Origin of the sequence: Claveliimonas bilis (genome assembly GCF_020892095.1) — a bacterium.
In the GTDB taxonomy this organism is placed as follows: Bacteria; Bacillota; Clostridia; order Lachnospirales; family Lachnospiraceae; genus Claveliimonas; species Claveliimonas bilis.
This window is the reverse complement of sequence record NZ_AP024845.1, coordinates 540,043-554,456: the sequence shown is the minus strand read 5'-3', so window position 1 is coordinate 554,456 and position 14,414 is coordinate 540,043. Positions and strand designations below refer to the sequence as shown.

At 47.2% G+C, this 14,414-nt stretch carries 11 protein-coding genes; 7 read left to right on the top strand and 4 right to left on the bottom strand.

Features of this window, described 5'->3' with window-relative positions; all coding sequences use genetic code 11:
• Positions 1–12: 12 nt before the first annotated feature.
• From EUBC25_RS02755 to EUBC25_RS02740, 4 genes are all read left to right on the top strand, one after another.
• Complete coding sequence (locus EUBC25_RS02755; RefSeq protein ID WP_230106726.1) at positions 13–498, top strand: (2Fe-2S)-binding protein; 486 nt, start codon at positions 13–15, stop codon at positions 496–498.
• A complete protein-coding gene (locus EUBC25_RS02750; RefSeq protein WP_230106725.1) occupies positions 498–2,810 on the top strand; it encodes a xanthine dehydrogenase family protein molybdopterin-binding subunit in 2,313 nt (770 codons plus the stop codon). The genes EUBC25_RS02755 and EUBC25_RS02750 overlap by 1 nt, the downstream gene beginning before the upstream one ends.
• 417 nt (positions 2,811–3,227) lie before the next feature.
• On the top strand, positions 3,228–4,568 hold the full coding sequence (locus EUBC25_RS02745) for a Mur ligase family protein (protein WP_230106724.1): 1,341 nt from the start codon (positions 3,228–3,230) through the stop codon (positions 4,566–4,568).
• Complete coding sequence (locus EUBC25_RS02740) at positions 4,568–5,320, top strand: type 1 glutamine amidotransferase (RefSeq protein ID WP_230106723.1); 753 nt, start codon at positions 4,568–4,570, stop codon at positions 5,318–5,320. Before EUBC25_RS02745 ends, EUBC25_RS02740 begins: the two co-directional genes overlap by 1 nt.
• Here the strand turns inward: EUBC25_RS02740 and EUBC25_RS02735 are convergent.
• Entirely contained in the window at positions 5,317–5,670 is a 354-nt protein-coding gene (locus tag EUBC25_RS02735) for a helix-turn-helix domain-containing protein (protein WP_230106722.1), read from the bottom strand. The two genes, EUBC25_RS02740 and EUBC25_RS02735, sit on opposite strands and share 4 nt — an antisense overlap.
• Positions 5,671–5,901: 231 nt before the next feature.
• Between EUBC25_RS02735 and EUBC25_RS02730 the strand changes: the two genes are divergently transcribed.
• The 3 genes from EUBC25_RS02730 to EUBC25_RS02720 all read left to right on the top strand — a co-directional run bounded on the left by EUBC25_RS02730 (position 5,902) and on the right by EUBC25_RS02720 (position 12,062).
• Positions 5,902–6,363 carry a hypothetical protein gene (locus EUBC25_RS02730; RefSeq protein ID WP_230106721.1) on the top strand — a complete coding sequence of 154 codons (462 nt, stop codon included), beginning with the start codon at positions 5,902–5,904 and terminating at the stop codon, positions 6,361–6,363.
• A 112-nt stretch (positions 6,364–6,475) separates the two neighbouring features.
• Positions 6,476–7,531: a flavodoxin-dependent (E)-4-hydroxy-3-methylbut-2-enyl-diphosphate synthase gene (ispG, locus tag EUBC25_RS02725; protein ID WP_230107533.1), complete on the top strand. Its 1,056-nt coding sequence runs from the start codon at positions 6,476–6,478 to the stop codon at positions 7,529–7,531.
• Complete coding sequence (locus tag EUBC25_RS02720) at positions 7,524–12,062, top strand: PolC-type DNA polymerase III (protein ID WP_230106720.1); 4,539 nt, start codon at positions 7,524–7,526, stop codon at positions 12,060–12,062. The genes ispG and EUBC25_RS02720 overlap by 8 nt, the downstream gene beginning before the upstream one ends.
• Here EUBC25_RS02720 and EUBC25_RS02715 read toward each other — a convergent pair.
• The 3 genes from EUBC25_RS02715 to EUBC25_RS02705 are packed head-to-tail and all read right to left on the bottom strand — an operon-like array spanning position 12,059 to position 14,297.
• Positions 12,059–12,829, bottom strand: coding sequence for an ABC transporter permease (locus EUBC25_RS02715; protein ID WP_230106719.1), 771 nt, complete (start codon positions 12,827–12,829; stop codon positions 12,059–12,061). The two genes, EUBC25_RS02720 and EUBC25_RS02715, sit on opposite strands and share 4 nt — an antisense overlap.
• Complete coding sequence (locus tag EUBC25_RS02710; protein WP_230106718.1) at positions 12,826–13,545, bottom strand: ABC transporter permease; 720 nt, start codon at positions 13,543–13,545, stop codon at positions 12,826–12,828. Before EUBC25_RS02710 ends, EUBC25_RS02715 begins: the two co-directional genes overlap by 4 nt.
• Entirely contained in the window at positions 13,542–14,297 is a 756-nt protein-coding gene (locus tag EUBC25_RS02705; RefSeq protein ID WP_230106717.1) for an ABC transporter ATP-binding protein, read from the bottom strand. Before EUBC25_RS02705 ends, EUBC25_RS02710 begins: the two co-directional genes overlap by 4 nt.
• Positions 14,298–14,414: the final 117 nt, after the last annotated feature.

Below are 14,414 nucleotides of genomic sequence, written 5' to 3'. Positions count from 1 at the left end.
GAGGATGAAAGAATGCAGATTCAATTATGGATAAATGAAAAAAAGGTGAATGCGGAAATTTCCGCTGATATGCTGCTGATTGATTTTTTGAGAAAACAGGGATGCTACAGTGTGAAACGGGGCTGTGAGACATCCAACTGCGGTCTGTGCACGGTTTTTCTGGATGATAAGCCGATTTTATCATGCAGCCTTTTAGCTGCCAGAGCAGACGGACATAAGGTGACTACTTTGGAAGGACTTCAGGAGGAGGCCAAAGGATTTGGCGCTTATATTGCGGATCAGGGGGCGGAACAGTGCGGCTTCTGCAATCCGGGATTTATGATGAATGGAATTGCCATGTTCCGGGAGAACCCGGATCCGACAGACGAGGAGATCAAAGAATATCTGGCAGGGAATCTTTGCAGATGTTCCGGATATGAGGGACAGCTTCGGGGAATCCGCGCCTACATTGAATATAAGAAGCAAAATGCAAGTCAGGAGAAGGGAGGGGAAGCATAATGCCGGATAAAGTGCCAGGAATGAATTGCCGCTATGTAAATAAGCCGGTGCGAAAGAAAGACGCTATGGCTCTTGTGACAGGTCAGCCGGTTTATACCGACGACATTACTCCCGGAGACTGCCTTGTAGTAAAGATACTGCACAGTCCCTATGCTCATGCCCTTATTGAGGAAATTAATACGGATATTGCCATGAAGGTTCCGGGAATTGAGGTTATCTATACTTACAAAGATGTGCCCAATAAGAGATTTACAATGGCCGGACAGACCTATCCGGAGCCAAGCCCCTATGACAGGCTGATCCTGGATCAGAGAATGCGCTTTGTGGGAGATGCGGCTGCAATTGTAGCTGGTCAGGATGAGAAAGCAGTGGACAAGGCACTGCGCCTGATCAAAGTAAAATATAAAGTACTGGAGCCGGTATTGGATTTCCGTACGGCAAAAGACAATAAAGTGCTTGTGCATCCGGAGGATAACTGGAAAGCTCTGTGTCCGGTGGGGGCAGATAACACCCGCAACCTTTGTGCCTCAGCAAAGGATGGACACGGGGATGTGGATAAGGTAATGGATGAGTGCGATGTGGTTCTGGAACATAAATATCATACGAAAGCCGACAGTCAGGCTATGATGGAAACGTTCCGTACTTATACCTGCATGGATCCCTATGGACGGCTTCATGTAACCAGCTCCACGCAGATTATTTTCCATGTGCGCCGTATTCTGGCAAATGCCCTTGATATTCCAAAATCCAAAATCCGTGTGTCTAAACCACGGATCGGAGGAGGTTTCGGGGCGAAGCAGTCCTGTGTAACAGAAGTATTTCCTGCTTTTGTCACATGGAAGACAGGTAAGCCTGCTAAACTGATCTACACAAGGCAGGAGAGTCAGATCGCCGGTTCACCGCGCCATGAGATGGAAGTTAAGGTGCGGATCGGAGCGATGAATGACGGAACGATCCGGGCTTTGGACGTCTATACCCTTTCCAACACAGGGGCATATGGCGAACACGGGCCGACGACAGTAGGACTTAGCGGACATAAATCCATTCCGCTTTACAATAGTAATATGGAAGCTTACCGTTTCTGCTATGATGTTGTCTACACCAACGTGCAGGCAGCAGGAGCATACCGGGGCTATGGGGCGACACAGGGAATTTTTGCAGTGGAAAGTATCGTCAATGAGCTGGCGGATAAGCTTCATATGGATCCGGTGGCGATCCGTGAGAAGAACATGGTAAGAGAAGGCCAGACAGCCATGGCCTATTACAATGAAAAAATGACAGCCTGCGCACTGGACCGCTGCATGGCAAGAGCAAAAGAAATTACTCACTGGGATGAGAAGCCTCTTTCCTGGGATGCCGGCAATGGAAAAATCCGTGCGAAAGGCGTTGCCATGTCAATGCAGGGCTCTGGAATTTCCGGTGTGGATGTAGGTTCTGCTACGATCAAGCTCAACGATGAAGGCTTTTACATCCTTTCCATTGGAGCGGCGGATATGGGAACGGGATGTGACACTACATTGGCACAGGTGGCAGCAGAATGTCTGGAATGCAGCCTGGACAATATTATTGTTTATGGCGCTGACACAGATTCTTCTCCCTATGATTCCGGTTCCTATGCATCCAGCACGATGTATGTAACGGGAAAGGCAGTAGAGAAAGCCTGCAAGGAATTGAAAGAGAAGATCTGCCATATTGCAGCGGATTTAATGAAGTGCGCTGTAGAAGATGTCGTATTTGAAGCAGACCATGTAAGAATGGCAGACGGTTCTGCAAGCGTTTCCCTCGGACAGGTTGCTACGAAATCCATGAGCGGTAACCGGGAAGCGGTTCAGGTGACGGTTACTCATTCTTCGCCTGTCTCTCCTCCGCCTGTCATGGTAGGTATGGCAGAGCTGGAGATTGACAAGGAGACAGGAGCAGTGGAGATCCTTGACTATACAGCTGTTGTGGACTGTGGAACCCCTGTCAATCCGAATCTTACCAGAGTGCAGACAGAAGGCGGTCTGGCTCAGGGGATCGGAATGGCGCTCTATGAAGATATTACTTATAATAAAAACGGAAAAATATTAGAAGATTCTCTTATGCAGTACAAGATTCCAAGCCGTCTGGATGTGGGACGGCTCCATGTTGAATTTGAAAGCAGCTATGAAGAGACAGGACCATTCGGAGCAAAATCAATTGGAGAGGTTGTTATTAACACCCCCGCTCCTGCAATCGCACATGCAGTCTTTAATGCAACTGGCATCTGGCATCGTGAACTTCCGATCACACCGGAGAAAATACTGATGGGGATTCTTGAAAAAGAACAATAGAGCTCAATAACAAGAAAATAGCTTCAGGCGGCGAAACCTGAAGCTGTTTTCCGTTTTAAAGGATTCTATTGTATGAAAAAAGGTTTTGATTCTTGCACAGCAGTTTTATCGGACATGACCGCTGTGAGAATACTGCGTACCTGGGACGCTGTGAAGAATATGTAGAAAGAAGTAATTGTTAAAAATATATCTATCTTCTTTCTGCATGTATCATATCATGTCAGCAGAAAATAGTAAATATCAATAGGTCACAAAGTTTTCACAGAAAAACCGGAAAAAATTGTGAATAATATAACAAGGCTGTTTTGTAACAAAAAATGGCAAGGTTGACTTGTGGACAGGCAGCAGGTAAAATAGTACAGGAAATAAAGAAAAGCGGCGCCGATGCCGCAGACAATAGGAAAAGGAATAAGATCAATGGGCTTAAGAAAAATAGCGGCCATATGGGCTGCAAAGACAGCAGAAAAGTTAAGTGTCCATATTTTTCACCGACAGGGAGTGACCTGGGCCGGGAAAATTGCACTGAAGATATATCCGCAGATTCTGGAGGATCTGGCATCCCAGGTGAGGAAAGATATTTTTGTCGTGTGCGGAACAAATGGAAAAACGACGACCAACAATATGCTCTGCGCAGCGCTGGAAGCAGAAGGAAATAAGGTTGTGTGCAATCATACCGGCTCCAATATGCTCAATGGAGTGGCAGCTGCATTTGTGCTGGCATCCGGTCTTACAGGCAGGCTGGATGCAGATTATGCTTGTATAGAGGTCGATGAAGCATCCACCCGAAGAGTATTTCCGCACTTCAAACCGGACTACATGGTGCTTACCAATCTGTTCCGGGATCAGCTGGACCGGTACGGCGAGATTGATATTACCATGAATCTTTTAAAAGAAGTGATGCAAAGCGCGCCGAAGATGAAGCTGATCGTAAACGGGGATGACGCCCTTTCGGCTTTCCTTGCCATGGATGCGGGAAATGAGTACATTACTTACGGAATCAATGAAAAAGTACTGGACGACAGCGATTCCAATGAAATCCGGGAAGGACGGTTCTGCAAGAAATGCGGAGCTGCCTTGGAGTACGAGTTTTATCATTACAGCCAGCTTGGAATTTATAAGTGCAGCCAGTGTGATTTCAAAAGACCGGATATTGACTATACAGCTTCTGGTATTGAGATCAGAAACGCCCTTTCTTTCCAGGTGGAAGGAAGGAATCTGACTGCCAATTACCGGGGATTTTACAACATATACAATATTCTTGCGGCCTATGCAGCCGGGCGGACAGCCGGACTTGACCTTGCTCACTTCCAGTCGATGCTGGAGCATTTTAATCCGGAGAACGGCCGTATGGAGCAGTTCCAGATCAAAGATACCAAGGTTGTGCTTAACCTTGCCAAGAATCCGGCTGGTTTTAATCAGAATATTTCTGCAGTGATGCAGGACGAGTCTTTGAAAGATCTGATCATTGTCATCAATGACAATGCCCAGGACGGCATTGATGTGTCCTGGCTGTGGGATGTGGATTTTGACCGTTTTAAAAAGACAGCAGTAGGTTCCATCACCGTGAGCGGCATCCGCTGCCAGGATATGCGCCTTCGTCTGAAGTATGTGGATATTCCGTCCATGCTGGAAGAGGATGTGGAAAAGGCCATTCTGGAACGGGTGGAAAACGGGTGCGGCAACCTTTATGTACTGGTAAATTATACAGCGCTTTTCAGTACAAGAAATGTGCTTAAGAAATTGGAGGGACAGAAGTAATGGAAGGGAATGAACAAAGAAAAATCACCATCGGACATCTGTATCCGGATCTTCTGAACCTCTACGGGGACAGAGGAAATATCGCCTGCCTGATGCAGCGCTGTAAATGGCGCGGTATTGAGGCGGAAACGATAGAGTTTGAGTTAAACGATGAAATTGATTTTACAAAACTGGATATTGTGCTTTTGGGAGGGGGGTCTGACAGAGAGCAGATGATCGTATGCCAGAAGCTGAAATCTATTCAGAAAGATTTTAAAGACTATGTAGAAGACGGCGGCGTGGTAATTGCTGTGTGCGGAGGCTACCAGCTTCTTGGAAAATATTACCGCACGGAAGATGGTATAATAGAAGGCCTCGATCTGGTAGACTTATATACAGAGCAGGAAGAGGGCAGACTGATCGACAACATTGTGCTGAAAAGCGACCTTTTTGACTTGCCAGTGGTGGGATTTGAGAATCATGGGGGAAGAACGTATATTAATGGAAACAAGCCTTTTGGGAAAGTGCTGTATGGGTCGGGAAACGACGGAAAAAGCGGATATGAAGGAGTTGTATATAAAAATGTGATCGGCACCTATCTGCACGGACCGTTGCTTCCGAAAAACCCGCAGGTAAGTGATTACCTGATCGCACGGGCCCTGGAACGCAAGTATGGAGATGACAGTTTGATTCCCCTGGATGACAGTCAGGAAATTTCGGCCAATCAATATATTTACGACAGATTTGTAAAGAAAGCAGACGCGGACAGCTAATCCTGGTTCTTTTCCCAGAGTTCGAGAAGCTGAAGATAACGCAGAGTTTCCTCCTTAGAATGAAGGGAAAGCTGACGATACAGCTTCATGACTTTGTCATCCAGGAGACGCTCATGCTGTGTCTGCAGTACAGAAGAAGATAAAAGGGGATTATTGGTATCTTCCAGGAGATAGTCCACAGTTACACCGAAAATGGAAGCCATGTCTGCCAGCTTTTCGTGAGAAGGCTGGCGGTTTTTCGTTTCGTATCCTGTGATCGTGGTTCGGGCAAGGTTCATGCGTGATGCCAGTTCCTTCTGAGTCATATGGTGTTCGGCGCGTAGTGTTTTTAGTCTGGTTGCAAATGACATACCGTATCCTCCTTTGTAGTGATACCATATTTTACCAGTTTCGATTTTCCAGTTGGAGAAAGGTGGCAATATTCAACAAAATGTTGCGCAAATGACGCGAAAAGAGAAAAATAGAAAAATGAGGTGTCTAAACCAGTGAAAGGATATCCCGTTGACAGGGGAGAGAAAACAAAATATAATTTTAAGAAAGGGGTTTCATTGAAAAATGAAATCTGAGAGGACTGAGGAAATATGTTAATAGCAAACAATAATGAAGCGGAAAGAAGCAGATTATGGAGAATTGTGATGACAGTCAGCTCTATTGTGATTATTCTGATTGCAATTTTCTTCCTGGTACGTATGTTTACTTCCAATCCTCTGGAGGGGACATGGAAAAGTGAAGATAATGATCTGGTTCTTGAGATAAATGGAAAAGATTCCCTGACGGCAAATATTCCGGAGGTTGGAGAGGCCGGCAATGTACAGGTAGAATTGGGATGTTCCATTGACAAAGAAGAAAAGACAATTGCTATCAGGGCAGATGCAGAGGAACTTACCCGGGCGGCAGAGGCATCCGGAGGAACATATACGGAAGAAAACCTTCAGAATGCTTTGACAAATCTGACGACTACCTTTTCTTACAGTGTAGATCAGCAGCAGCTTACACTGACAGAGAGAGAGTATGGAGAACAGATGATATTCGAGAAACAGTAGAGCAGGTGTATAAAGAAAAGCCCTTTATGTCATACCGGAGCATATGTCTTACGGGAAGGCAGGAGGGCTTTTAGTGGCAAAGGGCCAGATGAAAGGAAAGAAGGAAAATGTTATGACAAGAAACGAGACAAAACAGATCAGAATCGGAGACGTCTGGATCGGCGGCGGAAACAAAGTTGCCATTCAGTCCATGACAAATACAAAGACAGAAGATGTGAAAAGTACGGTGGATCAGATACATCGTCTGGAAAAGGCCGGATGTGAGATCATCCGCTGTGCAGTTCCGACGATGGAGGCTGCACAGGCACTTAAAGAGATCAAGAGACAGATTCATATTCCTCTGGTGGCGGATATTCATTTTGATTATCGCCTGGCCATTGCAGCCATTGAAAACGGGGCGGATAAGATTCGGATCAATCCGGGAAATATTGGTTCTAAAGACAGGGTGCAGGCAGTGATTGACAAGGCGAAGGAATTTCAGATTCCCATCCGTGTGGGAGTAAACAGCGGTTCTTTGGAGAAACCTCTTGTAGAAAAGTACGGAGGAGTTACGGCAGAGGGGATCGTGGAGAGCGCCATGGACAAGGTACATATGATCGAGGAGATGGGTTATGACAATCTGGTAGTCAGTATCAAATCTTCCGATGTTCTGATGTGCGTAAAAGCCCATGAGGAAATTGCGAAGGTATGTCCGTATCCTCTTCATGTGGGAATTACCGAGTCAGGGACGTTGCTCTCCGGAAATATTAAGTCTGCAGTTGGTCTTGGCATTATTCTCAACCAGGGGATCGGGGATACCATTCGCGTATCTCTTACCGGAGACCCGGCAGAAGAGATCAAAAGCGCGAAGCTGATCCTTCGCACGCTGGGCCTGCGAAAGGGAGGAATAGAAGTTGTATCCTGCCCCACATGCGGAAGAACCAAGATCGATCTGATCGGACTTGCCAATCAGGTGGAAAATATGGTGGCAGATATTCCTCTGGATCTGAAGGTGGCTGTTATGGGCTGTGTGGTAAACGGGCCCGGAGAGGCCAGGGAAGCAGACATCGGTATTGCGGGAGGAATCGGTGAAGGCCTTCTGATCAAAAAAGGTCAGGTTGTGAAAAAAGTAAAAGAAGAGGAACTTTTAGACACACTTAGATGGGAGCTTATGCACTGGAATGACTAAAACGTTTTTTGAAGTATTTCCTACTTTAAAAGTAAATGAAGAGATCAGAATGATGTTTGAAGGAGTGGAGGTGACAAAAGTCGCCTCCAATTCCACGCGGGATTTTATACGTGTCTACATTTTCAGCCGTCACCTTATACAGAAAAAACGGATCTATGAAGTGGAGACGATGATAAAAGAGCAGCTCTTTGCCCGAACAAAGATCCGCATTGAAGTAAGAGAACAGTATGAGTTGTCTGCGCAGTATACTCCGGAAAATCTGATGCGGGAATATTTTGACAGTCTGCTTCTGGAGGCGGAGAGAAAAAGCGTGGTGGAAAAAAATATGCTGCAAAGTTCCACCTACTCTTTTGAAAACGGAAATATCCTCTGCCTGAAAATGGAAGATACAGTCATTGCTGAAGGCAAAAAAGATTCAGTCGTCCAGCTTCTTCAGACGGTATTCAACGACCGTTTTCATGTACCGGTTGAAGTGCGCGTGATATATGAAAAGCCTAAGGAAAGCAAGCTGAAATACAATGAGCTGAAACTTCAAAAGGAAGTAGAGGCTATTGTAGAGAAAAATCAGTCCCTTCGAAAAGAGCGGCTTCTTAGGCAGCAGAAAGCCGGGGAAGAAAAGGAAGAAAAGAAGGAAGAACAGGCAAAATCCAAGGAGCCGCGGAGCAAGGCGGGACAGGAGAACCCACGCAAAAGCGGAGGTTTCCAAAAAGGCGGCGGCTTTCCCAAACGGGAGTTTTCTTCCTTCCGGAAATCAGACGACCCGAATATCATATACGGACGGGAGTTTGACGATGAGGCCATTGAGCTGGAGAACGTGGTCGGCGAGATGGGCGAGATTACCATTCGGGGAAAAGTCATCAGCTTTGACACACGGGAAATCCGCAATGAAAAGACTATCCTTATGTATGCAGTGACAGATTTTACAGATACTATTATGGTAAAAATGTTTGTGCGCAACGAACAGCTGCCGGATATGCTGGGAGAGATCAAACCGGGGGCTTTTCTGAAGATCAAGGGTGTCACTACTATTGATAAATTTGACGGGGAGCTTACCATCGGCTCTGTGACCGGCATACGCAAGATTCCGGATTTTACTGTATCCAGGAAAGATACAGCGCCGGAGAAGCGTGTGGAGCTCCACTGTCATACGAAGATGAGCGATATGGACGGAGTGTCCGAGGTGAAGGATATCGTGAAGCGCGCCCACGACTGGGGGCATAAGGCAATTGCTATCACCGACCATGGAGTTGTCCAGGGATTCCCTGACGCAAACCATTACATAGAGACTTTGGATAAGGATGACCCTTTTAAGGTTATTTACGGAGTAGAGGCCTATCTTGTGGACGATCTGACCGATGTGGCTGTCCATGAAAAAGGACAGAATGTGCAGGATACGTATGTAGTATTCGATATTGAAACAACAGGGTTCAGCCCTGTTTCAGACAAAATTATAGAGATCGGTGCAGTGAAAGTGGAAAAAGGGAAAATTACAGACAGATTCAGTACCTTTGTAAACCCCAGAGTGCCGATTCCCTTCAGGATCACTCAGCTTACCAGTATCACCGATGCCATGGTTATTGATGCACCGGGGATTGAAGAGGCTTTGCCGGCGTTCCTCGCCTTTGTGGGGGACGCAGCTTTGGTAGCTCATAATGCATCTTTTGATGTCAGTTTTATTGAGGAGAACTGCCGCTGTCAGGGAATCCAGCCGGATTTCACTTCTGTGGATACGGTGGCGATGGCCCGGATCCTTCTGCCGACTCTGGCCCGGTTCAAACTGAATATTGTGGCAAAGGCCCTGAATATTTCTCTGGAAAATCATCACCGGGCAGTGGACGATGCAGGAGCTACAGCGGAAATATTTGTAAAATTTGTGGAAATGCTGGAGGAAAGAGGGATCCATACTTTAAAAGCCCTGAACGAATTTGGCGCCAACAATGCAGATGCCGTGAAGAAGCTGCCCTCTTATCATGCCATCATTCTTGCAAGAAACGACATTGGACGGACAAACCTTTATACACTGATCTCCAAATCTCATCTGGAATACTTTGCCCGGCATCCCCGGATTCCCAAGAGTGAATTTTCCAAATACCGGGAAGGTCTGATCCTGGGAAGCGCCTGTGAAGCGGGAGAACTCTATCAGGCTATTTTAGATGATAAATCAGAGGAGCGGATCGCAGGGATTGTAAATTACTATGATTATCTGGAAATCCAGCCGCTTGGAAACAATGCCTTTATGATCGACAGCGAGAGGATCAGCAAAGTACAGTCCAAGGAGGATCTTAAGGAGATCAACCGTCAGATCATACGCCTGGGTGAGAAGTTCAATAAGCCGGTGGTTGCCACCTGTGACGTGCATTTTCTGGATCCGGAAAATGAGGTTTACCGGAGGATCATCATGGCCGGAAAAGGATTCTCCGACGCTGATGACCAGGCGCCGCTTTACCTCCGGACGACCGATGAAATGCTGGAAGAATTTGAATATCTTGGTTCTGCCAAGGCAAGGGAAGTTGTCATTGACAATCCAAATATGATCGCTGACTGGGTGGAGAAGATATCGCCTGTGCGGCCGGATAAATGTCCGCCGGTCATTCCAAACTCCGATCAGATGCTAAGAGATATCTGTTACAACAAAGCCCACGAAATGTATGGTGAGGACTTGCCGGAAGTGGTAACAGAACGGCTGGAGAGAGAACTTAATTCCATTATTTCCAATGGGTTTGCCGTGATGTATATTATTGCCCAGAAATTGGTATGGAAGTCGGTGGAAGACGGTTATCTGGTAGGTTCCCGTGGATCGGTCGGCTCTTCTTTTGTAGCCACCATGGCCGGAATCACAGAGGTAAACCCGTTAAGTCCCCACTACTACTGCAGCCATTGTCACTACAGCGACTTTGATTCAGAAGAAGTGCGGAAATATGCCGGCGGCTGCGGGATGGACATGCCGGATAAGAAATGTCCGGTGTGCGGCGAAATGCTTAAGAAGGACGGATTTGATATCCCGTTTGAGACATTTCTCGGATTTAAGGGAAATAAAGAGCCGGATATCGACCTTAACTTCTCCGGCGACTACCAGAGCAATGCGCATAAGTACACGGAGGTTATTTTCGGAGACGGGCAGACATACCGCGCAGGAACCATCGGAACCCTGGCGGATAAAACCGCCTTCGGTTTTGTAAAGAATTATTTTGAAGAGAGAGGGGCAAGAAAGCGGATCTGCGAGATTGACCGTATCGTTCAGGGATGTACCGGAATCCGGAGAAGTACCGGACAGCATCCGGGAGGAATTATAGTCCTTCCTTTGGGAGAGAATATCAACTCCTTTACTCCGGTCCAGCATCCGGCCAACGATATGGGGACAGATATCGTAACCACTCACTTTGATTACCACTCCATTGACCACAACCTTTTGAAACTGGATATTCTGGGACACGATGATCCGACTATGATCAAGACGCTGGAGGAATTTATCAGTTCCCCGGCTATGGAAAATGAATACAATGAGACGGACAACCGTTTTGACGCTACGAAGATCCCTCTGGACGATCCGGGAGTGATGAGCCTGTTCCAGGGGACAGAGGTTCTTGGCATTAAGCCGTCAGATATTGGGGGCTGCCCGGTAGGATGTCTTGGAATACCGGAGTTCGGTACGGATTTCGTTATTCAGATGGTGGTGGACACCAAACCCCAGACATTGTCAGATCTGATCCGTATTTCCGGTCTGTCCCACGGGACGGACGTATGGCTGAATAACGCCCAGGATCTGATCTTAAGCGGCAAGGCTACGATTTCTACGGCGATCTGTACCCGTGATGACATTATGACGTACCTGATCAACAAAGGGATGGACAGTGAGGAATCCTTTACGATCATGGAGAGAGTGCGTAAAGGGGCGGTGGCCAAAGGAAAATGTAAGGAATGGCCGGAGTTTAAAAAGGATATGACGGAGCACGGCGTTCCCGACTGGTATATCTGGTCCTGTGAACAGATCAAGTATATGTTCCCCAAGGCTCACGCGGCGGCCTATGTTATGATGGCATACCGTATCGCTTACTGCAAGATCAATTATCCGCTGGCATATTATGCGGCGTATTTTGGTATCCGTGCAGACGCCTTTTCCTATGAGTTAATGTGCCAGGGAAAGGAGCAGCTGAATTTCTATATCAACGACTACATGAGACGGAAGGATTCCCTGAGCAAAAAAGAGCAGGATACCCTGAAAGATATGCGCATTGTACAGGAAATGTACGCGAGAGGGTTTGAGTTTGTGCCAATTGATATTTACAAGGCTAAGGCGTCCCGTTTTCAGATCGTGGACGGCAAACTGATGCCGCCTCTCTCCAGCATTGAAGGAATGGGAGATAAGGCGGCAGAAGCAGTGGAAGCTGCTTCCGAGCAGGGACCGTATTTAAGCCGGGACGATTTCCGGCAGAGAACCAAGGTAAGTAAAACAGTGATCGATCTGATGAACGATCTGGGACTTTTCGGGGATATACCGGAGAGCAACCAGTTATCACTCTTTGACTTTTAGTGTTTCTTTTCCCCATGTCCGAAAAAGAGACAGGAGAGTAAGAGACACAGAATGAAAATAGAGGCAGCAGCCGGTATCCATGGCAGAAGGTCAATCTTTTGCGCAGTATCACCGGCCAGCTGCCCATATTTTTGCGTAATTACGTAAAACGGATAGCAGGTCGGGTACAGAAACCATACTTTTGTGTTGATGAAAAGGACGCTGGGAACCATGGTGGCAAGGCCCAGGACCATAGAAAAGACGGGAGTCTTGAGGATTACGGCCAGCGTCCAGTACAGAGCCGTCATAGGAAGAGAGGATAAAAATACGGAAACTGCAAGCGGCAGGGCTGTCTCCAGAGGGCTGGTCAGGTCGGCGCCGGTGTATGCAGAGGCAATCCGGGAGCAGAGAAGGTAACACCCTGTCATAAGGGCACACTGCAGTGCGGTAAGAGACAACAGCACACTGAATTTGGATAAGGAAAGGGCGGACGGATGAAGGGGGAGAGCCAGCATTTTGAGGATTCCCCGATTTGTCCGCTCCATTTGCTGCAGCATGACTGTACATACAATAATGCTGGCTGGCAGAATGAACCATACGTATCCCATAAAACTCTGGATGAGAAAATTATTTGCCGGAGAAATTCCTTCCATGACAGGTTCTGCACTCATGTGGGCGTTTATCACATTGGGAACCCACAAAATAATAAGAGGAACCGTCAGAAGCAGCAGGATTTTAGAACGTTTGATCTTATAAAATTCCATTGTGGTAAGGGAAAGAATATTCATATGGTGTACCTCCTTCTACGAGTAAAAATAACAGCGGTTATCCCCAGGATGAGGATTTCGGCAGCAGCGCCGCCGATGTAGGAAAGAGCTTCTCCTTCTGTCTGAACCAGTGTCTGAAAGGGTGTGATGAAGGGACAGAGTCTGAGAAGAAATGGCCCTTCTGTCAGGGAGGATGCCAGAGAAAGGAAAATGACGCCGGTTCCCAGGGACACCCACATATTCTGGCAGGCAGAAGCGATCAGCAGCATGAGCAGGATACTGGGGAGAGAAAGAAACGCGCTGTAGAGTGCACTTTTTAAAAGTAATATCCAAAAATCCTCTGTGATGGTGAACCAGTGTGCCGTGCAGAAAACAAGGGCGCTGCTCTCCAGGATCAGCAGAAAGAGAAGACCAAGAATCAGAATCACGGCTTTTTGCAGGTAAAGACTTTCCGGCGTTATAGGCAGGGAAAGCATTTTGCGCTGGGCGTGTTCGGAATATTCCGTGTGGTACAGGATACAGGAACCGCAGATCATTAAGATCAGATTGAGCATGATCATCATCTGGCTGTTGGCATCCAGAAGAACGACAAGGGGAGAATCAGGCAAAGAGGTAAAAAGCTCCGTGCGAAACCAGGTGTTCAGAACAGGGAGCAGCGCCGCTGCCATACCTCCGGTCAGGATGGCCAAAATCAATCCGGTGGATTTTAATTTTTTAAGTTCGATGGAAAGTTTCATTGCATATGCCTCCGTTTCCTGTTGTCCTCATCGACGAGAGCGAGAAAAGTTTCTTCCAGATTGTCAGAAGGGAATCCCTTCATCGCAGCTTCCTCTCTTAATTTTTCCATACTTCCTTCAAACAGCAGTCTGCCCCGGTTCAGGATCCCCACATCATCTGCCATCAGTTCGATTTCCGGAAGAAGGTGGGATGATACCAGTACGGTACAGCCCAGTTTCTCCGGAAGGGAACGGATCAGAGAGCGGATCTCGTGGATGCCTACCGGATCCAGACCGTTGGTAGGTTCATCCAGAATGAGAAGGGGCGGTCTTCCCAAGAGGGCGCCGGCAAGACCGAGGCGCTGCTTCATGCCCAGGGAATATTTTTTTGCCGGACGGTTGGAAAACTGGGTCAGGCCGGTAAGCTCCAGGGCGTCGTCCACGGAATTTTTTGGAAGCTTCAGGATCCGCCGGATAATTTCCAGATTTTCCCGGCCGCTTAAATTCCCGTAAAAGGCAGGTTCCTCGATCAGCGATCCCACATTTTTGAGAATTGTCATCCGGTCTTTTGGATACTGCAGCCCATTGATCAGAAATCCTCCGGCTGTAGGACGGGTAAGGCCGAGAAACATTTTCATAGTTGTGGACTTTCCAGCGCCGTTAGGGCCAAGAAAACCGTAGACAGTTCCTTTCTTTATATGGAGGTTCAGGCGGTGAACCGCTGTGAAACTTCCGTATGTCTTTGTGAGATTGTGTGTTTCAATGATATTCATATATGATGCCTCCTTTTCTTTTGATAATCTGAGTATAGGGCTCCATCCTTACAGCATCATTTCCCCTGCCTTACATTTACCTTACATTTGCCGCATCTCTTCGCAATCGTGCCGGAT

Coding starts and splice junctions, on each gene's coding strand:
- EUBC25_RS02740 (WP_230106723.1), top strand. CDS start 4,568: ATGGAAGGGAATGAACAAAGAAAAATCACCATCGGACATCTGTATCCG.
- EUBC25_RS02755 (WP_230106726.1), top strand. CDS start 13: ATGCAGATTCAATTATGGATAAATGAAAAAAAGGTGAATGCGGAAATT.
- EUBC25_RS02750 (WP_230106725.1), top strand. CDS start 498: ATGCCGGATAAAGTGCCAGGAATGAATTGCCGCTATGTAAATAAGCCG.
- EUBC25_RS02705 (WP_230106717.1), bottom strand. CDS start 14,297: ATGAATATCATTGAAACACACAATCTCACAAAGACATACGGAAGTTTC.
- EUBC25_RS02730 (WP_230106721.1), top strand. CDS start 5,902: ATGTTAATAGCAAACAATAATGAAGCGGAAAGAAGCAGATTATGGAGA.
- EUBC25_RS02745 (WP_230106724.1), top strand. CDS start 3,228: ATGGGCTTAAGAAAAATAGCGGCCATATGGGCTGCAAAGACAGCAGAA.
- EUBC25_RS02735 (WP_230106722.1), bottom strand. CDS start 5,670: ATGTCATTTGCAACCAGACTAAAAACACTACGCGCCGAACACCATATG.
- EUBC25_RS02715 (WP_230106719.1), bottom strand. CDS start 12,829: ATGAATATTCTTTCCCTTACCACAATGGAATTTTATAAGATCAAACGT.
- EUBC25_RS02710 (WP_230106718.1), bottom strand. CDS start 13,545: ATGAAACTTTCCATCGAACTTAAAAAATTAAAATCCACCGGATTGATT.
- EUBC25_RS02720 (WP_230106720.1), top strand. CDS start 7,524: ATGACTAAAACGTTTTTTGAAGTATTTCCTACTTTAAAAGTAAATGAA.
- ispG (WP_230107533.1), top strand. CDS start 6,476: ATGACAAGAAACGAGACAAAACAGATCAGAATCGGAGACGTCTGGATC.